This is a genomic window from Pseudomonas sp. efr-133-TYG-23 (assembly GCF_030209215.1).
Taxonomy (GTDB): domain Bacteria; phylum Pseudomonadota; class Gammaproteobacteria; order Pseudomonadales; family Pseudomonadaceae; genus Aquipseudomonas; species Aquipseudomonas rhodesiae.
Genome location: NZ_JARVSL010000035.1, coordinates 41,442 through 61,330 on the forward strand (window position 1 = coordinate 41,442; position 19,889 = coordinate 61,330).

General features: G+C 62.6%; 25 protein-coding genes. 12 read left to right on the top strand and 13 right to left on the bottom strand.

Features of this window, described 5'->3' with window-relative positions; all coding sequences use genetic code 11:
* Positions 1 to 52: 52 nt before the first annotated feature.
* The 4 genes from QRN41_RS22105 to QRN41_RS22120 all read left to right on the top strand — a co-directional run bounded on the left by QRN41_RS22105 (position 53) and on the right by QRN41_RS22120 (position 5,163).
* Positions 53 to 295, top strand: coding sequence for an exodeoxyribonuclease VII small subunit (locus tag QRN41_RS22105; RefSeq protein WP_003194556.1), 243 nt, complete (start codon positions 53 to 55; stop codon positions 293 to 295).
* The gene (gene ispA, locus QRN41_RS22110; protein ID WP_167418213.1) at positions 292 to 1,179 is read left to right on the top strand and encodes a (2E,6E)-farnesyl diphosphate synthase; all 888 of its coding nucleotides are present in this window, start codon (positions 292 to 294) and stop codon (positions 1,177 to 1,179) included. Before QRN41_RS22105 ends, ispA begins: the two co-directional genes overlap by 4 nt.
* A gap of 111 nt (positions 1,180 to 1,290) precedes the next feature.
* Entirely contained in the window at positions 1,291 to 3,189 is a 1,899-nt protein-coding gene (dxs, locus tag QRN41_RS22115; RefSeq protein WP_034115241.1) for a 1-deoxy-D-xylulose-5-phosphate synthase, read from the top strand.
* An 84-nt stretch (positions 3,190 to 3,273) separates the two neighbouring features.
* Positions 3,274 to 5,163 (top strand): TonB-dependent receptor domain-containing protein, encoded by a 1,890-nt coding sequence (locus QRN41_RS22120; protein ID WP_167418214.1) that lies wholly within the window; start codon positions 3,274 to 3,276, stop codon positions 5,161 to 5,163.
* 7 nt (positions 5,164 to 5,170) lie between these two features.
* On the opposite strand, the gene QRN41_RS22125 is transcribed toward QRN41_RS22120, so the two are convergent.
* From QRN41_RS22125 to nrdR, 11 genes are all read right to left on the bottom strand, one after another.
* The gene (locus QRN41_RS22125) at positions 5,171 to 5,959 is read right to left on the bottom strand and encodes a cobalamin-binding protein (protein WP_167418215.1); all 789 of its coding nucleotides are present in this window, start codon (positions 5,957 to 5,959) and stop codon (positions 5,171 to 5,173) included.
* Positions 5,956 to 6,375 (bottom strand): hypothetical protein, encoded by a 420-nt coding sequence (locus QRN41_RS22130; RefSeq protein ID WP_034100960.1) that lies wholly within the window; start codon positions 6,373 to 6,375, stop codon positions 5,956 to 5,958. Before QRN41_RS22130 ends, QRN41_RS22125 begins: the two co-directional genes overlap by 4 nt.
* Positions 6,372 to 6,989 carry a GTP cyclohydrolase II gene (gene ribA, locus QRN41_RS22135; RefSeq protein WP_034100961.1) on the bottom strand — a complete coding sequence of 206 codons (618 nt, stop codon included), beginning with the start codon at positions 6,987 to 6,989 and terminating at the stop codon, positions 6,372 to 6,374. The genes QRN41_RS22130 and ribA overlap by 4 nt, the downstream gene beginning before the upstream one ends.
* 128 nt (positions 6,990 to 7,117) lie before the next feature.
* The gene (locus tag QRN41_RS22140) at positions 7,118 to 7,846 is read right to left on the bottom strand and encodes a substrate-binding periplasmic protein (RefSeq protein WP_167418216.1); all 729 of its coding nucleotides are present in this window, start codon (positions 7,844 to 7,846) and stop codon (positions 7,118 to 7,120) included.
* A 66-nt stretch (positions 7,847 to 7,912) separates the two neighbouring features.
* The gene (gene thiL / locus QRN41_RS22145) at positions 7,913 to 8,878 is read right to left on the bottom strand and encodes a thiamine-phosphate kinase (RefSeq protein ID WP_034100963.1); all 966 of its coding nucleotides are present in this window, start codon (positions 8,876 to 8,878) and stop codon (positions 7,913 to 7,915) included.
* Between the two features lie 18 nt (positions 8,879 to 8,896).
* Complete coding sequence (gene nusB / locus QRN41_RS22150) at positions 8,897 to 9,397, bottom strand: transcription antitermination factor NusB (protein WP_034100964.1); 501 nt, start codon at positions 9,395 to 9,397, stop codon at positions 8,897 to 8,899.
* On the bottom strand, positions 9,394 to 9,870 hold the full coding sequence (gene ribH / locus QRN41_RS22155; RefSeq protein ID WP_034100965.1) for a 6,7-dimethyl-8-ribityllumazine synthase: 477 nt from the start codon (positions 9,868 to 9,870) through the stop codon (positions 9,394 to 9,396). Before ribH ends, nusB begins: the two co-directional genes overlap by 4 nt.
* Before the next feature lie 88 nt (positions 9,871 to 9,958).
* Entirely contained in the window at positions 9,959 to 11,050 is a 1,092-nt protein-coding gene (gene ribBA, locus QRN41_RS22160) for a bifunctional 3,4-dihydroxy-2-butanone-4-phosphate synthase/GTP cyclohydrolase II (RefSeq protein ID WP_034100966.1), read from the bottom strand.
* A gap of 15 nt (positions 11,051 to 11,065) precedes the next feature.
* Positions 11,066 to 11,728 (bottom strand): riboflavin synthase, encoded by a 663-nt coding sequence (locus QRN41_RS22165; protein WP_167418217.1) that lies wholly within the window; start codon positions 11,726 to 11,728, stop codon positions 11,066 to 11,068.
* 45 nt (positions 11,729 to 11,773) lie between these two features.
* Positions 11,774 to 12,910 carry a bifunctional diaminohydroxyphosphoribosylaminopyrimidine deaminase/5-amino-6-(5-phosphoribosylamino)uracil reductase RibD gene (gene ribD / locus QRN41_RS22170; RefSeq protein WP_167418218.1) on the bottom strand — a complete coding sequence of 379 codons (1,137 nt, stop codon included), beginning with the start codon at positions 12,908 to 12,910 and terminating at the stop codon, positions 11,774 to 11,776.
* On the bottom strand, positions 12,907 to 13,377 hold the full coding sequence (gene nrdR, locus QRN41_RS22175; RefSeq protein WP_034100969.1) for a transcriptional regulator NrdR: 471 nt from the start codon (positions 13,375 to 13,377) through the stop codon (positions 12,907 to 12,909). The genes ribD and nrdR overlap by 4 nt, the downstream gene beginning before the upstream one ends.
* A 139-nt stretch (positions 13,378 to 13,516) precedes the next feature.
* On the opposite strand from nrdR, the gene QRN41_RS22180 reads away from it, so the two are divergent.
* Both QRN41_RS22180 and QRN41_RS22185 read left to right on the top strand, forming a co-directional pair.
* Positions 13,517 to 13,972 carry a YbaY family lipoprotein gene (locus QRN41_RS22180; RefSeq protein WP_034139462.1) on the top strand — a complete coding sequence of 152 codons (456 nt, stop codon included), beginning with the start codon at positions 13,517 to 13,519 and terminating at the stop codon, positions 13,970 to 13,972.
* On the top strand, positions 13,969 to 14,622 hold the full coding sequence (locus QRN41_RS22185) for a class I SAM-dependent methyltransferase (protein WP_167418219.1): 654 nt from the start codon (positions 13,969 to 13,971) through the stop codon (positions 14,620 to 14,622). The genes QRN41_RS22180 and QRN41_RS22185 overlap by 4 nt, the downstream gene beginning before the upstream one ends.
* A gap of 34 nt (positions 14,623 to 14,656) precedes the next feature.
* Here QRN41_RS22185 and QRN41_RS22190 read toward each other — a convergent pair whose 3' ends face one another.
* Complete coding sequence (locus tag QRN41_RS22190; protein WP_285422145.1) at positions 14,657 to 15,058, bottom strand: hypothetical protein; 402 nt, start codon at positions 15,056 to 15,058, stop codon at positions 14,657 to 14,659.
* Here QRN41_RS22190 and QRN41_RS22195 point away from each other — a divergent pair.
* The 3 genes from QRN41_RS22195 to trxA all read left to right on the top strand — a co-directional run bounded on the left by QRN41_RS22195 (position 15,023) and on the right by trxA (position 16,821).
* Entirely contained in the window at positions 15,023 to 15,214 is a 192-nt protein-coding gene (locus QRN41_RS22195; RefSeq protein ID WP_243269844.1) for an Abi family protein, read from the top strand. The genes QRN41_RS22190 and QRN41_RS22195 overlap by 36 nt on opposite strands.
* 85 nt (positions 15,215 to 15,299) lie before the next feature.
* Complete coding sequence (locus QRN41_RS22200; RefSeq protein ID WP_243269843.1) at positions 15,300 to 15,875, top strand: Abi family protein; 576 nt, start codon at positions 15,300 to 15,302, stop codon at positions 15,873 to 15,875.
* A gap of 73 nt (positions 15,876 to 15,948) precedes the next feature.
* A complete protein-coding gene (gene trxA / locus QRN41_RS22205; protein ID WP_034115246.1) occupies positions 15,949 to 16,821 on the top strand; it encodes a thioredoxin in 873 nt (290 codons plus the stop codon).
* Here trxA and QRN41_RS22210 read toward each other — a convergent pair.
* Positions 16,818 to 17,165 (bottom strand): hypothetical protein, encoded by a 348-nt coding sequence (locus QRN41_RS22210; RefSeq protein ID WP_167418220.1) that lies wholly within the window; start codon positions 17,163 to 17,165, stop codon positions 16,818 to 16,820. The genes trxA and QRN41_RS22210 overlap by 4 nt on opposite strands.
* A 132-nt stretch (positions 17,166 to 17,297) precedes the next feature.
* Here QRN41_RS22210 and QRN41_RS22215 point away from each other — a divergent pair, with 132 nt between their 5' ends.
* From QRN41_RS22215 to QRN41_RS22225, 3 genes are read left to right on the top strand one after another with little or no spacing between them, the layout of a single operon-like run.
* Positions 17,298 to 17,897: a DUF2796 domain-containing protein gene (locus QRN41_RS22215; protein ID WP_034115247.1), complete on the top strand. Its 600-nt coding sequence runs from the start codon at positions 17,298 to 17,300 to the stop codon at positions 17,895 to 17,897.
* Positions 17,898 to 17,903: 6 nt separating this feature from the next.
* On the top strand, positions 17,904 to 18,614 hold the full coding sequence (locus tag QRN41_RS22220; protein ID WP_034100975.1) for an ABC transporter ATP-binding protein: 711 nt from the start codon (positions 17,904 to 17,906) through the stop codon (positions 18,612 to 18,614).
* 1 nt (position 18,615) lies between these two features.
* Positions 18,616 to 19,881, top strand: a complete 1,266-nt coding sequence (locus QRN41_RS22225) for an ABC transporter permease (protein ID WP_285422138.1) — start codon at positions 18,616 to 18,618, stop codon at positions 19,879 to 19,881.
* The last annotated feature ends 8 nt before the right edge of the window (positions 19,882 to 19,889 follow it).

Genomic DNA, 19,889 nt, shown 5'->3' on the forward strand with positions numbered 1-19,889 from the left:
TCCCCATGTCTGCTAGTGTCGCGCCGGTTTACCGTCTACCGGAATAGCCGCCATGGCCCGCAAAAAAGTTGCACTCGATTTCGAACAATCCCTCGCTGACCTGCAAGCTCTGGTCGAGCGTCTGGAGAACGGCGAGTTGTCGCTGGAGGACTCGCTGACAGCGTTTGAGCAAGGCATCGGCCTGACCCGCGACTGTCAGAGCGCTTTGGCGCAGGCGGAGCAGAAGGTGCAGGTGTTGCTGGAACGTGACGGGGAGTTGGCCGAAGAACCTTTCGACGCGGAACAGCCGGAATGATCGACGCGTATCAGGCCAGTAGCCAAGCCCGGGTGAATGCGGCGCTGGAACCCTTGTTCGTAGCGCCAAGCCCGGAAATGAATCGCCTCTATGAAGCCATGCGTTACAGCGTGATGAATGGCGGCAAGCGCGTGCGCCCATTGCTGGCGTACGCAGCCTGTGAAGCGCTGGGCGCGCCGGCCGAGCAGGCCAATGGCGCCGCGTGCGCGGTGGAGTTGATTCACGCGTATTCCCTGGTACATGACGATTTGCCGGCCATGGACGACGACGATCTGCGTCGCGGCCAGCCCACCACTCATAAAGCCTTCGATGAAGCCTATGCCATCCTGGCCGGTGATGGCCTGCAAAGCCTGGCGTTCAGCGCATTGCTGGACCCGCGCCTGAGCAGCGTCAACGCCGAAATCCGCCTGCGCATGGTCACCACACTGGCGCAGGCTGCGGGCCCGGCCGGGATGGTCGGCGGGCAGGCCATCGACATGGGCTCGGTCAGCCTCAAGCTGGATCAAAAAGCACTCGAACACATGCATCGCCACAAGACCGGTGCGCTGATAGAGGCCGCCGTGCAGTTGGGCGCGCTGGCCAGCGGTCGTGCGCAGCCTGCGCAATTGGCAGCCTTGCAAACCTACTCCCAGGCCATCGGCCTGGCTTTCCAGGTGCAGGACGACATTCTCGACGTGGAAAGTGACACCGCCACCCTGGGCAAACGCCAGGGCGCCGATATCGCCCGGGACAAGCCGACCTATCCTGCGCTGCTCGGGCTCGACGCTGCCAAGGTCTACGCCCTGGAACTGCGTGACCAGGCCCTGGCGGCCCTGCGACCTTTCGACGCGGCGGCCGAGCCGTTGCGTAATCTGGCGCGGTATATCGTCGAACGCCGCCACTGATAACCACGGCCATTACGGCCGCATATCGGCCAAGTTCGGCGCTCCGCGTGGGCAGTTTGCGATGCTTGAGGTAAACTGCCGCCTCTTTCTATACCTATAACGATTCGCCTGATGCCCACGACGTTTCAAGAGATTCCCCGCAAGCGCCCGTCCACGCCCCTGCTCGACCGTGCTGCCACGCCGGACGGCCTGCGTCGTCTGGGTGAAGCCGAGCTGGAAACCCTGGCCGATGAATTGCGCCTGGAATTGCTCTACACGGTCGGTCAGACCGGTGGGCATTTCGGTGCCGGCCTGGGCGTCATCGAGCTGACCATCGCCCTGCATTACGTGTTCGACACCCCGGACGACCGGCTGGTGTGGGATGTGGGCCATCAGGCGTATCCGCATAAAATCCTCACCGGCCGTCGCGAGCGCATGAGCACGCTGCGCCAGAAGGACGGCGTCGCCGCCTTCCCGCGTCGTTCGGAGAGCGAGTACGACACCTTTGGCGTCGGCCACTCCAGCACGTCCATCAGTGCGGCACTGGGCATGGCGATTGCCGCCCGCCTGCAAAACAGTGATCGCAAAGCGATTGCCGTGATCGGCGATGGTGCACTGACCGCCGGCATGGCGTTCGAAGCGCTGAACCACGCGCCGGAAGTGGACGCCAACATGCTGGTGATCCTAAACGACAACGACATGTCGATCTCGCGCAATGTCGGCGGCTTGTCCAACTACCTGGCCAAGATTCTTTCCAGCCGTACGTATGCCAGCATGCGCGAAGGCAGCAAAAAGGTACTCTCGCGTCTGCCCGGCGCGTGGGAAATTGCCCGGCGCACCGAGGAATACGCCAAGGGCATGCTGGTGCCCGGCACCTTGTTCGAAGAACTGGGCTGGAACTATATCGGCCCCATCGACGGCCACGACCTGCCGACCCTGATCGCCACGCTGCGCAATATGCGTGACCTCAAGGGCCCGCAGTTCCTGCATATCGTCACCAAAAAAGGCAAAGGCTTCGCCCCGGCGGAAGTCGACCCGATCGGTTATCACGCGATCACCAAGCTCGAACCGCTGGACGCTCCCGCCGCCGCGCCGAAAAAGGCCAGCGGGCCGAAGTATTCCGGGGTGTTCGGCGAGTGGCTGTGCGACATGGCCGCCGCCGACTCGCGCCTGGTGGGCATCACTCCGGCGATGAAGGAAGGCTCGGATCTGGTGGCGTTCAGCGAGCGTTTCCCGCTGCGCTACTTCGACGTGGCGATTGCCGAGCAGCACGCGGTGACGTTCGCCGCCGGCATGGCCTGCGAAGGCGCCAAGCCAGTGGTCGCGATCTATTCCACCTTCCTGCAGCGCGGTTACGACCAATTGGTGCATGACGTCGCGGTGCAGAACCTCGACGTGCTGTTCGCCATCGACCGCGCCGGCCTGGTGGGCGAAGACGGCCCGACTCACGCCGGCAGTTTCGATTTGTCCTACCTGCGCTGCATCCCAGGCATGCTGGTGATGACCCCGAGCGACGAAAACGAATTGCGCAAGATGCTCAGCACCGGCCATCTGTACAACGGCCCGGCTGCGGTGCGTTACCCACGCGGCAACGGCCCGAACGCCGTGATCGAAAAAGACCTGGAGCCCATCGAGATCGGTAAGGGCGTCGTGCGTCGCCAGGGCAGCCAGGTGGCGTTCCTGGTATTCGGCGTGCAATTGGCCGAAGCCTTGAAAGTCGCCGAGAAGCTCGACGCCACGGTGGTCGACATGCGCTTCGTCAAACCTCTGGATGAAGCGCTGGTGCGCGAGATCGCTGGCAGTCACGAGTTGCTGGTCACGGTGGAAGAAAACGCCATCATGGGCGGCGCCGGTGCAGCGGTCAGCGAGTACCTGGCGCGGGAGAATATCCTCAAGTCGGTGCTGCACCTGGGCTTGCCGGATGTGTACGTCGAGCATGCCAAGCCGGCGCAGATGCTGGCCGAATGCGGGCTGGATGAGGCCGGGGTTGAAGCCTCTGTGCGCAACCGCATGGCGCTGCTGGGCCTGTAGAAACCGGGACCAAAGGAATGTGGGAGGGGGCAAGAGCCCCCTTCCACATTTGATTTGTGCCCTCCTCAACGCCATGGACAGCCCATGAAACACCTGTACTTTGCCTTGCTGCTCCTGCCCTCCCCGCAATTGCTCGCCGACACCCGCGACGATGCGCTGAAACTCCCCGATATCGTCATCAGCACCAACCGCCAGGTCCAGGCGCGCAATGACAGCAGCGCCGCCAACACGGTGTTCACCCGCGACGATATCGACCGCCTGCAACCGACCAGCCTTACCGACCTGCTCAACCGCGTGCCTGGCGTGCAAGTGGCGCCCACCGGCGGGCGCGGCAGTTTGCCGGGGATCTACCTGCGCGGCACCAAGTCCGCCCAAAGCCTGGTGCTGGTGGACGGCCAGCGCATCGCCAATACCACCTCCGGCGATAGCGGCCTGCAATACCTCAGTGTCGATCAGATCGAGCGCGTGGAAGTGCTGCGCGGCTCGCGCTCGGTGATCTACGGCAGCGATGCAATTGGCGGGGTGATTCAAGTCTTCACCCGACGCAACGCCGAGCAAGGCTTGCAGCCACGTCTGACCTTGGGCTTTGGCAGTCTTCAGACCTGGCAGCGCAGCCTCGGTCTGTCAGGCGGGGATGAACACACGCGGTTCAACCTGGGCGCAAGCCTGGATGAAACCGCCGGCATCAACTCGACCCACGCGTCCTTTCCCACTGACGGCGACCACGATGCTTACCGTAACCAGTCCCTCAGTCTTAACCTCAGCCATTCATTCAGCGAGGCGCTGGAGGCGGGTTTCAACCTGCTCGATAGCCGTGGCAAGTCGGAGTACGACAACAGTTTCGGCCGCTACGACGCCGCCAGCGGCCAGACGCTGGGGCAAAAGCCCTACACCGATTACACCGTCAGCAGTGCCAGCGGTTACCTCGATGCCACGTTCAACCCGCGCTGGCAGTCACGCCTGGAACTGGGCCACAGCGAGAACCGCGACACCAAGCGTGACACCCTCAGCGACGACTTCAGTGTGTTCAACACCTACCGCGACTCGGTCAACTGGCAGAACGACCTGACCCTGGACGAACACAACAGCCTGATCCTCGGCGGTGACTGGTATGAAGACCGCTTCCACGGCTCCACCGCGTTCAGTGAAAACAGGCGCTGGAACCGCGCGGCCTTTGTGCAGCATCGGTTTCACAGTGAGTGGTTTTCCACGGAACTGGGCCTGCGCCGTGACCAGAATCAGCAGTTCGGCGCGCAGAACAGTTGGAGCGGCACGCTGACCTTGCCGATCAACCCCGACAATGATGTATTGCTGAGCTACAGCGAAGGCTTTCGCGCCCCCACCTTCAACGACCTGTATTACCCCGACACGCGGTACAGCAACCCCGACCTGCAACCCGAAACCTCCAAGAGCTACGAACTGCAGTGGCGCAGCCAGCTCAGTGACAGCACACGCCTGGAGGCCTCGCTGTACCGCACGGACTTGAGCGACGCAATCATCCTCGACAGCACGGGCAAGCCGCAGAATGTGGCGTCGGCGCGTATCAACGGCATGGAAGCGGCACTCAAGCAGGACCTGTTCGGCTGGCAGGGCAATCTGGGGTTGTCGATTATCGACCCGCGCGACCGTAGCACAGGCCACACCCTGGCCCGTCGCGCACGTCGCACGTTGAGCCTGGACCTGGACCGGCAATTCGATCAGCTCGGCCTCGGCGCCAGTTGGCAGGCAATCAGCAGCAGCTATGACGATGCCGACAATGCACAACGCCTGGGCGGTTATGCGTTGCTCGGGCTGCGCAGCCGTTGGGCGATCAACCGGGAAGTGGCGCTGTCGCTGAAGGTCGACAACCTACTGGACAAGTCCTACGCGCGGGCGCGTTACAGCTATGACGATCCGATGTTTATCAACAATCAGGATTACCGCGAAGAAGGTCGGGTATGGCTGTTCGGTGTGACCTGGACTCCGGAAATCTGAGGCTCAGTCACAGGTCCGGCGCAATTACCTGGCACAACCGCCCCACCGCCTCCAGCATCTGCCCGCTGGGCCGCTCCAGGCCTTTATCGGGCACCTGCCGTACGCGATCGGCCATGGTTGGCCAGGCTTTCCAGGCGTCCATTTGCGTTTGATCGCTGACCAGAATCAGCTCGGGATTGCGCTGCAACACCGACTCGATACTGACTTGCGGCGCCGGCAGTTTGAGGTCGTCGAACACATTGCGTGCGCCGCAGACCGTCAACGCGTCGCTGATGATCTGCCCACCGCCCACGGTGTACAGCGGCGAGTTCCACACCTGGTAAAACACTCGTAAAGGTTCGGCACGCCGGTAGCGCTGACGCAGCTCGGCCAGGCGCTGGCGCAACGGCTCGGCCAATTGCCGGCCGGCGTCGACACGCCCAAGCCGCTCGGCGATGGCCTGAACCTGGGTGGTGAGTTGTTCGAGATTGTGGGGTTCGGCGACGTACACCGGGATATTCAAACGCTGCAACTGCGCGCGCTGGGCCGGGCCGACGCTGCCGGGCCACAGTAGGATCAGGTCCGGCTTGAGGCTGAGCAGGCGTTCCATGTCCAACTGCCCGTAACGCCCCACGGACGGCACCTGCGCCAATGCCGCCGGGCGCTCGCCACCGTCGAGCAGGCCCACCAGCAGGTCGGCGGCACCCAGTTCCATCACGATTTCCGACAGCGACGGCGCCAGGCTGACCACCCGCTCGGCCGCCAGGGCCTGGGCACTCAGCGCCAACACCAGCAGCGCCAGCCAGCGGCGCATCATCCCAACTGACGCGGGATGCGGTAGAGGTAAAACAGCACCATCGTCGACAGCGCCAATAGAAACAACGGCACCGCCTCCAGGCCGACGAACACCGCCAGCGCACCGATCCACGCGGGCAGCGCGGCCACCAGCAGCGCCGTACGGCGACGGGCCGCCAAGGTGATCCAGGCGCCGGGTTCTTCGGCGGTGTCGAGGGCTTTGGAGGTGGCGATCAACGCGTGTTTATAGCCGTTGAAGTAGCGCAGGCTGAGGAACATCGAGGCCACACCCGCGATAAAGAAAGGCATGGCCAACACCGGCAGCAAGGATTCAGCCTGGCCAAACACCAGGTTGATCACAAACAAGGGCAACAGCGCCAGGGCCAGATACTGCCACCAGTTGACGGACAGCCGACGCTTGACCTGGCCCCGAGTCACGCGCGGTCTACCTCACCTTGATGCTCGTTGCCCATCATGTGGTCGAGCTTGCTGGCCTTGGTCGCCAGGTAGAGCTTGTTGTGCGGGTTTTGCCCCGTGTGCAGCGGCACGCGCTCGGCCACGGTGATGCCCATGTCGGTCAAGGCCTTGACCTTGCGCGGATTGTTGGTCATCAGGCGCAGGGATTTGACCCCCAGGTGCTCAAGCATCGGCAGGCAGATCGCGTAGTCACGCTGATCGGCCGCGAAACCCAGACGTTCGTTGGCTTCCACAGTATCGGCGCCGCCATCCTGCAATTCGTAGGCGCGGATTTTGTTCAGCAGGCCAATGCCACGGCCTTCCTGACGCAAATACAGCAACACGCCACGACCTTCCCGCGCGATGGCCTGCAGCGCGGCTTCGAGCTGCGAGCCGCAGTCACAGCGCTGGCTGAACAACGCATCGCCGGTCAGGCACTCAGAGTGCAGACGGCCGAGCACGGGCTCGCCATCGGCGATGTCGCCCAGGCTGAGCACAACGTGCTCGCGCCCGGTGGCTTCTTCAAGAAAGCCGCTCATGGTGAACGTGGCAAAAGGGGTAGGCAGCTTGGAAGCGGCGACGAAAACGACGGGCACCGTGTGCTCCTGATTTCAGATTTCACAGAGGCGGCATTGTAACAGCAGGTTCTGACAGACGCTTAAGCTGAATTCTCGCTGATAAAGATCAATCGGTTCGATTGGCCTTCAACTCGGTTCTATGCAGGTCAGAACGGATAGGGCTGTTTCCAGTGCTGGAAAATCGGTTTGAGTTCGCCACTTTTCACCAGCGAGTCCATACGCCGATCAAATACGGCGCGCAGGCCGCGTCCGTGCTCGTTGTCGGCAAAGCCCACGTAGAGGGGCAGTTGAGTCAGGTGGGTCAACCGAAAGATCGACGGGTCTTGCGCCTGATTGAGGACTTCCTGTGCTTCGGTAAAGGCATCAATGTAGAAGTCGGCTCGTCCGTGTTGCAGCATCGGCAAAATACCGTCGCGCCGACGTATCTGGTTAAAACGTCGTACACTCGGCAAGTACGCTTCGTATTTGTAGCCATGCACCCAGGCCAGGCGATACTCCCCCAGCGTGGCCAGGCTCGGCGCCTTGGAAGTGGCCAGGCCGAGGGCGTAAATGGGGTCGGAATCGTAGTGCCAGCGGGGATACAGCACATCCTTGACTTCGTCACGGTACGAACCGACCCAGCCATCCACCTCGCCGCGCTGGGCCAGGCCAACCGCTCGGGTGTAGGGCTCGGTGCGGGTTTGAACAGTGAATCCCGCCGGCTCGAAAACCTTGCGCATCACGTCCCAGGCAAGGCCGCTGCCGTCGGCATTGGTGTAGCCGTCCCACGCCTCACTGGCCAGCGTAACCTTGGCAGGTGACACGGGAGTCTCCTGCGCCTGCAACAGCGTCGCGGCGAAGCACAGCAGTGTCAGCAACCAGCGGCGTACACCCATGGGGGCGACCTCCTACAGAGCCTTGCATCAGGGATTACGCTATTGAGGGTAGCCCAGGCCGCCGCTTCAGGGTGCATCGCGAAAATGTTGGTAGCCGCGCACGGCGGGTGTGATGTCCTGGCCATTGGCGTCAAGCAGGGTCACTCCCTGGCCTGCCTCGACCCGGCCGATCACATGAATTGGCCAGCCGTCGCCCAGCAACGGCGCCAGCTGCGCGGGCGGCAGAGTAAAAGCCAGCACATAGTCGTCGCCACCGCTCAGGGCGGCCACCCGCGCCTGCTCGTCACCCACGAATGCCAAAAGAGCTTTGGACAATGGCAGCGCCTGCCGCTCAATGACCAGGCTGACAGCCGAGGCTTTGGCGATATGCCCACAATCGGCCAATAGCCCATCGGAAATATCCATCGCCGCCGTGGCCTTGCCGCGCAGCGCCAATCCCAGTGCCAGTTGCGGTTGCGGCGACCAGTAATGGGCCAATAACGGCTCGGCGACCGCCGCCTCGGCGCTGCGCTGGCCCAGCACCAGCGGCAAGGCGCCGGCGGCGTTGCCCAGTTCGCCGCCCACGCACAGCCAATCACCTGGCTGCGCGCCGCTACGGGTCAGGGCCTGCCCCGCCGGTACACGGCCGAACACGGTCATGGTCAGGCTCAGCGGCCCGCGCGTGGTATCGCCCCCCACCAGGCCCACGCCGCAGCGTTGCGCCATGGCGTTCAACCCCTGGGCATAGCGTTGCAGCCAATCGGCATCGACGCTCGGCGTGGTGAGTGCAAGGGTAAATGCGAGGGGGTGGGCGCCCATGGCGGCCAGATCGCTCACCGCCACGGCCAACGAGCGCTGGCCGAGCAGGAACGGATCGCAGGGGTCGGCAAAATGCACGCCGGCCACCAGGGTATCGGTGGAGATTGCCAGTTGCTCCCCAGGGGGCAGCGCCAGCAAGGCGCAGTCGTCGCCGATCCCCAGGGCAATACCTTCGCCGCCCTGCGCACAAGGCGCGGCGGCGAAGTATGTGCGGATCAGCTCAAACTCACCCATCGAGAACTCAAGCGCGGATCAGCGCTTGTGTTCCTTGACTTCGGCTTCGCGCAGGCGCGGGGCCAGCTTATCGAGCACGCCGTTGACGAACTTGTGGCCGTCGGTCGAACCGTAGACTTTCGCCAGCTCGATGCCTTCGTTGATCACCACGCGGTACGGTACGTCGACGCGCTTGAGCAGTTCCCAGGTGGACAGGCGCATGACGCACAGTTCTACCGGGTCCAGTTCCTCGATGGTCAGGTCCAGGCAAGGTGCCAGGGCCGTGTCGATCTCGGTCAAGCTGGCGTGAACGCCGTGCAGGATGTCGTGGAAATAGCTTTGATCGGCGAAGGTAAAGTCGTTATCGACGCGAAACTGCGCTTCGATTTCGTTCAGCGAAGCACCTGCCAGATGGCGCTGATACAGCGCCTGGGTCGCAAGTTGACGCGCCTTGCGACGCTTCTCGCTCTTGGACGGCTTGCCGGCATCCGCAGGGCGTGGGTCCTGAGGGTTGAACTGATCGCTCTCGTCGGAAATCACTTGGCCTCCAACTGCGACAGCAGGCTGACCATTTCCAGGGCGGACAGGGCAGCTTCGGCACCTTTGTTACCGGCCTTGGTGCCGGAACGCTCGATGGCTTGTTCGATGGAATCCACGGTCAGCACGCCGAACGCAACCGGCACGCCGAACTCCATGGACACCTGGGCCAGGCCCTTGGTGCATTCGCCGGCCACGTATTCGAAGTGCGGCGTGCCGCCCCGAATGACCGCGCCCAGGGCGATGATTGCAGCGTATTCGGCCTGTTGGGCCACTTTTTGCGCAACCAGCGGAATTTCGAAGGCGCCAGGGGCGCGGATGATCGTGATGTCGCTCTCGCTCACACCGTGGCGAACCAGGGCGTCCACGGCACCGCTTACCAGGCTTTCAACCACGAAGCTGTTGAAGCGGCCAACCACCAGGGCATAGCGGCCTTTGGGGGCGATGAAGGTACCTTCGATGGTCTTCAGGGTCATTCGACAAATCTCTTAAAGAGCCGGGACGCGAAAAGTGCGTCCCTCAGTGATGATTTAACCGCGAACAAGGGGCAGAAATCGCCGGCCTTTATTCGGAGGGCACGTATTCTACAACTTCCAGATCGAAACCGGATATCGCATTAAATTTCATCGGTGCGCTCATCAGGCGCATTTTGCGCACACCGAGGTCACGCAGGATCTGCGAACCGGCACCGACAATGCTGTAGGTGGTGGGGGTTTTCACCTGGGTCTGCTCGGCGGTTTCACGGATATGCGCGAGCAAAACGTCGCCATCCACCGGGTTGCCCAACAACAGCACCACGCCGCTGCCAGCCTCGGAAACCGCGGCCATGGCGGCGCGCAGGCTCCAGCGGCCGGGTTGCTTGACCATCAGCAGGTCGCGCAGCGGGTCCATGTTATGCACGCGGACCAGCGTCGGTTCATCGGCGCAAATATTGCCCAGTGTCAGGGCCATGTGCACGTCGCCTTCCACCGAATCACGGTAGGTCACCAGGTTGAATTGGCCCAGTTCGCTGTCCAGTGGCTGCTCGGCAATCCGCTGAACGGTACGTTCGTGGATCATGCGGTAGTGAATCAGGTCGGCGATGGTGCCGATCTTGATGCCGTGTTCGGCGGCAAACGCTTCGAGTTCGGCGCGACGGGCCATGGTGCCGTCATCGTTCATCACTTCGCAGATCACGCCGCTGGGTTCGAAACCGGCCATGCGCGCCAGGTCGCAGGCGGCTTCGGTGTGGCCGGCACGGGCCAGGGTACCGCCGGGCTGGGCCATCAACGGGAAGATATGGCCGGGGCTGACGATGTCTTCAGCCTTGGCGTCCTTGGCGGCGGCGGCCTGCACGGTGCGCGCGCGGTCGGCGGCGGAGATGCCGGTGGTCACGCCGGTGGTGGCTTCAATCGATACGGTGAACTTGGTACCGAAACCCGAGCCGTTACGCGGCGCCATCAATGGCAGCTTGAGCAGTTCGCAGCGCTCGCGGCTCATGGGCATGCAGATCAGGCCACGGGCGTGCTTGGCCATGAAGTTGATGTGCTCGGCCTTGCAGGCTTCGGCGGCCATGATGATGTCGCCTTCGTTCTCGCGGTCTTCGTCATCCATCAGGATGACCATCTTGCCTTGGCGGATGTCTTCAACCAGTTCTTCGATGCTATTGAGCGCCACGTGGCACCCCCTTGGTCAGGATTTCAGGTAGCCATTAGCGGCCAGAAAACTTTCGGTGATGTTCCCGGCAGTCGGCTCTGCGGCCTTATCGCCCAGCAACAGGCGCTCCAGGTAACGGGCAAGCAAGTCCACTTCCAGATTCACCCGGCGACCCGGCTGGTACGAGGCCATGATGGTTTCGCTCAGGGTGTGCGGGATGATGGTCAATTCGAATTCGGCGCCGTTGACGGCGTTCACGGTCAGGCTGGTGCCGTCGACGGTGATCGAGCCTTTGTGGGCGATGTACTTGGCCAAGTCTTTTGGCGCGCGGATGCGGAATTCCACCGCCCGCGCGTTTTCGCTGCGCGACACCACTTCGCCAACGCCGTCGACGTGGCCGCTGACCAGGTGACCGCCCAGGCGGGTGGTCGGAGTCAGGGCTTTTTCCAGGTTGACCGGGCTGCCGGCCTTGAGATCGTTCATCGCCGTGCAGTCCAGGGTTTCGCGGCTGACGTCGGCGGCAAAGCCATTGCCCGGCAGTTCGATGACGGTCAGGCACACGCCGTTGACGGCGATGCTGTCGCCCAGTTTGACGTCGCCCAGGTCGAGCTTGCCGGTTTCAACCAGCAGGCGTACGTCGCCGCCCTTGGGGGTCATGGTGCGAATGCTGCCGATGGATTCGATAATGCCGGTGAACATGGCCTTCTCCTGGAAAACGGGGCCGCGCGGTGCGCAGGCCGGAAATTATACGCTGGCTGATGGCACAGGGATGGCGGTGACTCGCCAGTCGTCGCCTACAGCGCGCATGTCAGTGATCTTGAGTTGGGGAGCGTCGGCCAGTTTCTCAAGCGGCCAGTCCAGCAAAGGGCGGGCGGCGGAGCCGAGGAACTTGCCGGCGACGAATATCACGTATTCGTCCACCAGGCCCTGCTGCGCAAACGCGCCGGCCAGACTTGGCCCTGCCTCCACCAACACTTCGTTGACGCCTCGCGCGGCCAGCGCCACCAGCGCCGAACGCAGGTCGACCTGGCCGTCGACGCCCGGTACTACCAGGCATTCAGGGCCACGGGGAAACTGGTTTTCCGGGGTCACGCAGGTGATGACCAGTGCCGGGCCGGCCTTGAAGAACGGCGCATTGAGCGGCACCCGCAGGCGGCCGTCGATCAACACGCGCAACGGCGGGCGCGACATGGCCAAGGCGGTCGTGGCTTCATCGAGGCCCAGTTCGGCGGCACGCACGGTCAGCCGCGCGCCGTCGGCCAGCACCGTGTCGGCACCGGTCAAGACCACACTGGCCTCGGCACGCAGGCGCTGCACAGCGGCACGGGCGGCGGGGCCGGTGATCCACTGGCTTTCGCCGCTGGCCATCGCGGTGCGACCGTCCAGGCTCATCGCCAACTTGACCCGCACAAAAGGCAGACCGTGTTCCATACGCTTGAGAAAGCCCGGGTTCAGCGCTCGCGCCTGGCTTTCCAGCACGCCGCTGAGCACCTCGATCCCGGCTTGCGCCAGACGCTGCATGCCGCGCCCGGCGACTTCCGGATTGGGGTCCTGCATCCCGGCCACCACCCGTGCCACGCCAGCACTCACCAGCGCATCGGCGCATGGCGGCGTGCGGCCATGGTGGCTGCAAGGTTCGAGGGTCACGTACACCGTGGCGCCGCGCGCTTTATCGCCGGCGGCGCGCAGGGCATTGGGCTCGGCGTGGGGCTCGCCGGTGCGCTCATGCCAGCCTTCGCCGACAATCTGCCCATCGCGCACGATCACACAGCCGACCCGAGGGTTGGGATGGGTGGTGTACACGCCCTTGCGCGCAAGCTCCAGGGCACGGGCCATGTAGTGGGCGTCGAGCACGGCCTGTTCGGCGCAAGGCGGGTTCATTGTTTGGCCGGCTCGCGGGCCAGGCGATCGATCTCTTCGCGGAACTCGTTGAGGTCCTGAAAGCGTCGGTACACCGAGGCGAAACGGATATAGGCAACTTCGTCGAGCTTTTGCAGCTCGCCCATCACCAGTTCGCCCACGACCAGGCTCTTGACCTCGCGCTCGCCGGTGGCACGCAACTTGTGCTTGATATGCGCCAGGGCCGCTTCCAGCCGCTCGACGCTCACCGGGCGTTTTTCCAGGGCGCGCTGCATACCGGCGCGCAGTTTTTCTTCGTCGAAGGGTTGGCGGCTGCCGTCGGACTTGATCAGCCGTGGCAACACCAGTTCGGCGGTTTCGAAGGTGGTGAAACGTTCACCGCAGCCAGAGGCCAGGCATTCGCGCCGGCGACGTACTTGATCGCCCTCGGCGACCAGTCGCGAGTCGATGACCTTGGTGTCGTTGGCACCGCAGAAGGGACAGTGCATGGTGGCAGGCAACAAAAAATGGGAGGGCCATGGTAGCGCATCCCCGTGGCAAGACAAGCCATAGCCTTTACGGTATATAGGCTGACAATTATGTTTCTTCTCTTTTAAGCCACGGATTTTGTCCCTTCTGGAGCCGTACATGCAGTTACGACCTGTTGTTTTACTCGCGTTGTTCAGTGTTCTGGTCGCCTGCAGCAGCGAAGCCCCCAAGCCGAGCGCGCCCCAACCGACGCCCGCGCAGGAGAAAAAAGTCCCAGGGGTCGAAGACCTCGGCCCCCTGCCGGCCTACCAGCGTGAAATCAACGGCAGCCTGACCAACGTGCCCGCCGGCGCCGAGGTCGAGATGGCATTGCTGGTGATCGACGATCGCGCGCGCCCGCAACAATTACTGGCCAGCAGTGTGCTGACCGGCAACGGCAAACCTCTGGCCTTCCGCCTGCGATTCAACCCTGAAGCGTTCCCGGCCGGTGCGCGGGTCGAGTTGCGCGGTCGCGCCAGCCAATCCGGTCAGTTGATCCTGCACCTGCCCGCCGTGCGCATTACCCAGGCGATCACCCAGACCACCGGCCCCCTGCAACTTGTCAAAGCACCATGACGCCACCGCTGCACCTGCAGCGCGCCCTGAGTGCGCTGATCGGCGACGCGCAGCTGGTGCCCTGCGCGCTGCCGGGCACCGACCTGTGGTTATGGCTGCTGGACGCGGACAATATGGACCGCGCCTTCAGCCAGGAAGAAACCCGGCGCATCCTGCATGAACCGCCCTACTGGAGTTTTTGCTGGGCCAGCGGCCTGGCGTTGGCCCGCTATCTGGCGGCGCACCCTGATTGGGTTGCGGGCAAGCGCGTGCTGGACTTCGGCGCAGGCTCCGGGGTGGCTGGCATCGCCGCCATCAAAGCCGGCGCCCTGGAAGTGGTGGCCTGCGATCTCGACCCGCTGGCGCTGGCATCTTGTCGGGCAAATGCCGAACTCAACGGCGTGGAACTGGCTTATTCCGCCGATTTTTTCGCCGAAGCCGACCGCTTCGACCTGATCCTTGTGGCCGACGTGCTCTACGACCGCGCCAACCTGCCACTGCTGGATCACTTCCTCAGCCGTGGACGCGAAGCACTGGTGGCCGATTCGCGCGTGCGGGACTTCCAACACCCCGCCTATCGACGCCTGGACATACTGGATGCCCTGACCCTGCCGGACCTGGCCGAGCCTTGGGAGTTTCGCAAGGTGAGCCTGTACCATTCGAAGCGTTAAACCCGCACGTTACAGATTTTCAGCAATAGATTGGTTAAGACAGCAAAAGCGGGTGCATGGAAAATGCCCTCCTTCGCAAGCGGCCTGGACCATCGATCTGCATGCTTTTCCAAACAGTTTCAATCATTGCTGAGCGCTCAACGCCCTTGCAAAAAATCGGGCGGCTACCTAACCTTTGCAGCAATACACCCGCCATGCCTCTGGTTGCCTTAGCAACCAAGCACAAATTGTGCGGGTTTTTTTTGCCCGGTATTTTTTGAGCATGAGGACATTCAGCAAACCCGCCATTGACGTTCGCGCCCAGCTTGAGCTGCTCAAGCACCGCGGGTTGAATGTTCAGGATGAGGTTCACGCAGAGTCTTTTTTGCAATCGGTCAGCTTCTTTAGGCTCAGCCCCTATATGCGACCGTTTCAGCAACCGGAGGATATCGATCATCGCTTTCGTGATGGCAGCCAGTTTCGTCAGTTAACGCGTCTCTACGACTTTGATCGACGGCTTCGCTTACTGACCATGGATGCCATCGATAGAGTCGAAATCGCATCTCGTGCAGTCATCAGCAACCATATGGGGCCCGCCCATGGCAGTCATTGATATATAGACCCACGAATGTTCCATCAGATGTTCGATCATCAGCGGCTGCTTACGACGCTGTCCTTCAAACAATCCACAGCCATGCGTGATTTTCAGCGCGAATGCGAGCGCATCGATAGATCCCGTGCGGACGACAGGAGAAAAGGCCTACTTAAACGCCAAAGAGCTAAAGAAAGCTACGCCCGCCACCTACGCCCACCCACCTCTTATGCCTGGCTGGGCGATGTTGGAGGAACTGACACTGGGCGATTTATCCCATTTATATAAAGGCTTGGCGAAAGACGCGGACAAAAAGGCGATTGCCAGGCGTTTGGGAATTGCGGCTCCCCTGATGCAGTCTTGGCTGCACACCCTGACCACCATTCGAAACATATGCGCCCATCATTCACGGCTGTGGAACCGAGAATTAGGCATTCGTCCCGAACTGCCAAAGAAAGCCAACTTTTTATGGCCCAAACATCTCTTTCAGCCCGGGCCGCACACCCGCATTTTTGCAGCGCTCTGCATTTTGAATCATCTGACACATCGAGTGAGCCCCGACAGCCACTGGGATCAACGCTTGCATCAACTGATTTGCGAATTTCCCGACGTTAGCCTTAAAGCGATGGGCTTCCCTCTCAATTGGTATCAGGACCCTTTTTGGCATGCGCTTGAAAACTGAGCAGCCTGCTGCTTCCGGTAGCTTTCGCCAGCCCTTATAGTTGCCCCCATTCCCGCTTTCTTCGAGACGCCCCATGAGTGAGCCCACCCCGTATATCTTCGACGCCACCACTGCCACCTTCGACCAGGCGGTAATCGAAAACTCATTCCACAAACCTGTACTCGTGGATTTCTGGGCAGAGTGGTGCGCGCCGTGCAAGGCGTTGATGCCGATGCTGGCGCAGATTGCCGAGAGTTATCAGGGCGAGTTGCTGTTGGCCAAGGTCGATTGCGATGCCGAGCAGGATATCGTCGCGCGCTTTGGTATCCGCAGCCTGCCGACGGTGGTGCTGTTCAAGGACGGTCAACCGGTGGACGGGTTTGCCGGGGCGCAGCCGGAATCGGCGGTGCGTGCGATGCTGGAGCCCCATGTGCAGATGCCACCGCCGGCCGCGGCGGACCCGTTGGAGCAGGCCCAGGCGTTGTTTGCCGAAGGGCGTATCAGCGATGCCGAAGCCGTACTGGTAGCGCTGCTGGGCGAGGACAACACCAACGCCGGTGCGCTGATCCTCTACGCGCGCTGCCTGGCCGAACGGGGTGAGTTGGGCGAAGCCCAGACCGTACTGGATGCGGTAAAAAGCGACGATCACAAAGCCGCCCTCGCCGGCGCCAAAGCGCAGATCACCTTTTTGCGCCAGGCCGCCGACCTGCCGGACGCCGCCGAGCTGAAAAGCCGTCTGGCCCAGAACCCGCAGGATGATGAAGCGGCGTATCAACTGACGATCCAGCAATTGGCCCGCCAGCAATACGAGGCGGCGCTGGAAGGTCTACTCAAATTGTTCATCCGCAACCGCAGCTACAACGAAGGCTTGCCGCACAAGACCTTGCTGCAAGTGTTCGAACTGCTGGGCAACGATCACCCGCTGGTGACGGCGTACCGCCGCAAGCTGTTTGCCGCGCTGTACTAATCGCCGACCCAACGGTACAGCGGCGTATCCCCGCCGCTGGCCACTTTGACCTTGGCGCTGTGGCGCAGGCGCACCAGCAGACGCTTGCCCGCCGCCGCGTCGCCGGCCAGCCCTTCCAACTGATCGAGCAGTTCCAGTCCGCTGAGTTGGCCCGCATTGCGCAATAGGTCCTGGGCGCTCTGCCATAGGTCATCGTTGGGCTTCGCCGCGGCTGCTGGCGCAGCGCCGGCTGGGGCCCCTGGCGCGGTCTGAAATTGCGCCCCCAGGCGGGCCCAATCGCCGTCGTCCATCTCTACCGTCAAGTCCACCGGCAGGTCGCCGACGGTTCCACGAATTCGCAACATCGTCCCTACTCCCGCAGTTTTTCCGACCGGCATGCTCCCATGTGGCTTGCACAACGCCAAGCGGGCGGTCAAACTCTTGCCACTATTGTTATAAGATCACATAACAAAACTTTCATCTCTGGGAGCTTTTCCATGCGCCGTCTGTTGCTTGCCTTGCCGTTTGCCCTGCTGCCACTGGCCGTTGCTCAGGCTCATGAGGACCATGACCACGAACACGGTAGCCTCGGCGCCCATGAACACGGCGTTGCTCGCCTCAACGCGGTGCTCGACGGCCAGGCCCTGGAACTTGAGCTGGACAGCCCGGCGATGAACCTGGTGGGGTTCGAGCACATGGCCAGCAGCGCCGCCGATAAAGCCAAAGTCGCCGCCGCGCGCAAGCAACTGGAAAACCCTGTTGCCCTCTTCAACCTGCCCACGGCCGCCGGTTGCAAGGTCAGCTCCCAGGAACTCAACAGCCCGCTGTTCGGTGACAAGCCCGAAGCCGATCACGACGACGATGATGACGCCACCGACGGCAAAGGCGCAGCCGCCCATGAACATCATCACGACCACAGCGAGATCCACGCTCACTATCAATTCACCTGCGCCACACCGAGCGCCCTGAGCAATCTGGACCTGACCCAAGTGTTCAAGACCTTTCCCGCCACCCAGAAAATTCAGGTACAACTGATCGGCCCGAGCGGCCAGCAAGGCGTTGATGCGACGGCCACCGCAGCCACTTTGAAGTTCTGAGTGCCCATGACCCACCCATTGATCGAACTGTCCGACCTGGGCTTTAGCTGGCCCGGTCATCCTCAGTTGCTGGATATCCCCGCCTTTCGTCTGGAGCGCGGGGAAACCCTGTTTCTCAAAGGCCCCAGCGGCAGCGGTAAAACCACGTTGCTGGGCTTACTGGGCGGCGTGCAGAAGCCCGGCCGAGGCAGCATCCGCCTGCTCGGCCAGGAACTCACCGCGTTGTCGGCGGGTGCCCGGGATCGTTTCCGTGTTGATCACACTGGCTATATCTTCCAGCAGTTCAACCTGTTGCCGTTCCTGTCGGTGCGCGAGAACGTCGAGCTGCCTTGCCACTTTTCCAAGCTGCGCGCGCAACGCGCGGTCCAGCGTCACGGCAGCGTCGACCAGGCAGCCGCTACTCTGCTCGCGCACTTGGGGTTGAAAGACAAGGATCTGCTGGAGCGCCGCGCCGACTCGCTGTCCATCGGCCAGCAACAACGGGTGGCGGCCGCCCGTGCGCTGATCGGCCAACCGGAACTGGTGATCGCCGACGAACCCACCTCGGCCCTGGACTACGACGCCCGCGAAGCCTTTATCCAGCTGCTGTTCGCCGAGTGCCGCGACGCCGGTGCCAGCCTGTTGTTCGTCAGCCATGACCAGAGCCTGGCGCCGCTGTTCGACCGTCATTTGTCGCTGGCCGAACTCAATCGCGCCGCCACGCCCGCAGAGGTTTGAGATGTATCTGTTCCGTCTAGCCATGGCCAGCCTGGCGAACCGCCGCTTCACCGCGATCCTCACCGCGTTCGCCATCGCCTTGTCGGTGTGCCTGCTGTTGGCCGTGGAGCGGGTGCGCGTCGAGGCCCGCAATAGTTTCGCCAGCACCATCAGCGGCACCGACCTGATCGTCGGCGCGCGCTCGGGCTCGGTGAACCTGCTGCTGTACTCGGTGTTCCGCATTGGCAACGCCACCAACAACATCCGCTGGGACAGCTTCGAGCATTTCGCCGCCAGCCCTCAGGTGAAATGGGCGATTCCGATTTCCCTCGGTGACTCCCACCGCGGCTACCGCGTGATGGGCACCAACGCCTCTTACTTCGAGCACTACCACTACGGCCGCAAGCAGAACCTCGAACTGGCCAGCGGCCGCGCCTTTGCCAGCGACCCGTTTGAAGTGGTGCTCGGCGCCGAAGTGGCCGATGCGCTGCACTATAAACTCGGCGACAAACTGGTGCTGGCCCACGGCGTAGCGGTGGTCAGCCTGGTGAAGCACGATGACAAGCCGTTCACCGTGGTCGGTATTCTCAAACGCACCGGCACGCCGGTGGACCGCACGCTGCATATCAGCCTCGGCGGCATGGAAGCGATCCACATCGACTGGCACAACGGCGTCCCCGCCCAAGGCAAAGGCCGTATCAGCGCGGACCAGGCGCGCAACATGGACCTTACGCCGCAGGCCATCACCGCTTTTATGCTGGGCCTGAACAACAAGATCTCCACCTTCGCCCTGCAACGGGAGATCAACGAATTTCGCGGCGAGCCGATGCTGGCGATCCTGCCGGGCGTGGCGTTGCAAGAGCTGTGGAGCATGATGGGCACCGCCGAAAAAGCGCTGTTTGTAATCTCGCTGTTCGTGGTGCTGACCGGCCTGATCGGCATGCTCACGGCGATCCTCACCAGCCTCAACGAGCGCCGCCGCGAGATGGCGATTTTGCGCTCGGTGGGTGCGCGACCGTGGCATATCGCGACGCTGCTGATCTTCGAAGCCTTCGCCCTGGCGCTGTCAGGGGTAATCGCGGGCGTTGGCTTGCTCTATGTGTGCATCGCCGCCTCGCGCGGTTACTTGCAGGCCAACTACGGCCTGGACCTGCCGATGTCATGGCCGAGCGAATATGAATGGACCCTGCTCGCCGGTATCCTGGCCGCCGCGCTGTTGATGGGCAGCGTGCCCGCGTGGCGCGCCTATCGACAATCCCTGGCCGACGGCCTGTCCATTCGTTTATGAGGAAGGTT

What these genes read in the sequence shown, in the direction of transcription:
- QRN41_RS22105 (WP_003194556.1), top strand. Translation starts at nt 53, where the DNA reads ATGGCCCGCAAAAAAGTTGCACTCGATTTCGAACAATCCCTCGCTGAC.
- ispA (WP_167418213.1), top strand. Translation starts at nt 292, where the DNA reads ATGATCGACGCGTATCAGGCCAGTAGCCAAGCCCGGGTGAATGCGGCG.
- dxs (WP_034115241.1), top strand. Translation starts at nt 1,291, where the DNA reads ATGCCCACGACGTTTCAAGAGATTCCCCGCAAGCGCCCGTCCACGCCC.
- QRN41_RS22120 (WP_167418214.1), top strand. Translation starts at nt 3,274, where the DNA reads ATGAAACACCTGTACTTTGCCTTGCTGCTCCTGCCCTCCCCGCAATTG.
- QRN41_RS22125 (WP_167418215.1), bottom strand. Translation starts at nt 5,959, where the DNA reads ATGATGCGCCGCTGGCTGGCGCTGCTGGTGTTGGCGCTGAGTGCCCAG.
- QRN41_RS22140 (WP_167418216.1), bottom strand. Translation starts at nt 7,846, where the DNA reads ATGGGTGTACGCCGCTGGTTGCTGACACTGCTGTGCTTCGCCGCGACG.
- thiL (WP_034100963.1), bottom strand. Translation starts at nt 8,878, where the DNA reads ATGGGTGAGTTTGAGCTGATCCGCACATACTTCGCCGCCGCGCCTTGT.
- ribH (WP_034100965.1), bottom strand. Translation starts at nt 9,870, where the DNA reads ATGACCCTGAAGACCATCGAAGGTACCTTCATCGCCCCCAAAGGCCGC.
- QRN41_RS22165 (WP_167418217.1), bottom strand. Translation starts at nt 11,728, where the DNA reads ATGTTCACCGGCATTATCGAATCCATCGGCAGCATTCGCACCATGACC.
- ribD (WP_167418218.1), bottom strand. Translation starts at nt 12,910, where the DNA reads ATGAACCCGCCTTGCGCCGAACAGGCCGTGCTCGACGCCCACTACATG.
- nrdR (WP_034100969.1), bottom strand. Translation starts at nt 13,377, where the DNA reads ATGCACTGTCCCTTCTGCGGTGCCAACGACACCAAGGTCATCGACTCG.
- QRN41_RS22180 (WP_034139462.1), top strand. Translation starts at nt 13,517, where the DNA reads ATGCAGTTACGACCTGTTGTTTTACTCGCGTTGTTCAGTGTTCTGGTC.
- QRN41_RS22185 (WP_167418219.1), top strand. Translation starts at nt 13,969, where the DNA reads ATGACGCCACCGCTGCACCTGCAGCGCGCCCTGAGTGCGCTGATCGGC.
- QRN41_RS22195 (WP_243269844.1), top strand. Translation starts at nt 15,023, where the DNA reads ATGCGACCGTTTCAGCAACCGGAGGATATCGATCATCGCTTTCGTGAT.
- QRN41_RS22190 (WP_285422145.1), bottom strand. Translation starts at nt 15,058, where the DNA reads ATGATCGATATCCTCCGGTTGCTGAAACGGTCGCATATAGGGGCTGAG.
- trxA (WP_034115246.1), top strand. Translation starts at nt 15,949, where the DNA reads ATGAGTGAGCCCACCCCGTATATCTTCGACGCCACCACTGCCACCTTC.
- QRN41_RS22210 (WP_167418220.1), bottom strand. Translation starts at nt 17,165, where the DNA reads ATGTTGCGAATTCGTGGAACCGTCGGCGACCTGCCGGTGGACTTGACG.
- QRN41_RS22215 (WP_034115247.1), top strand. Translation starts at nt 17,298, where the DNA reads ATGCGCCGTCTGTTGCTTGCCTTGCCGTTTGCCCTGCTGCCACTGGCC.
- QRN41_RS22220 (WP_034100975.1), top strand. Translation starts at nt 17,904, where the DNA reads ATGACCCACCCATTGATCGAACTGTCCGACCTGGGCTTTAGCTGGCCC.
- QRN41_RS22225 (WP_285422138.1), top strand. Translation starts at nt 18,616, where the DNA reads ATGTATCTGTTCCGTCTAGCCATGGCCAGCCTGGCGAACCGCCGCTTC.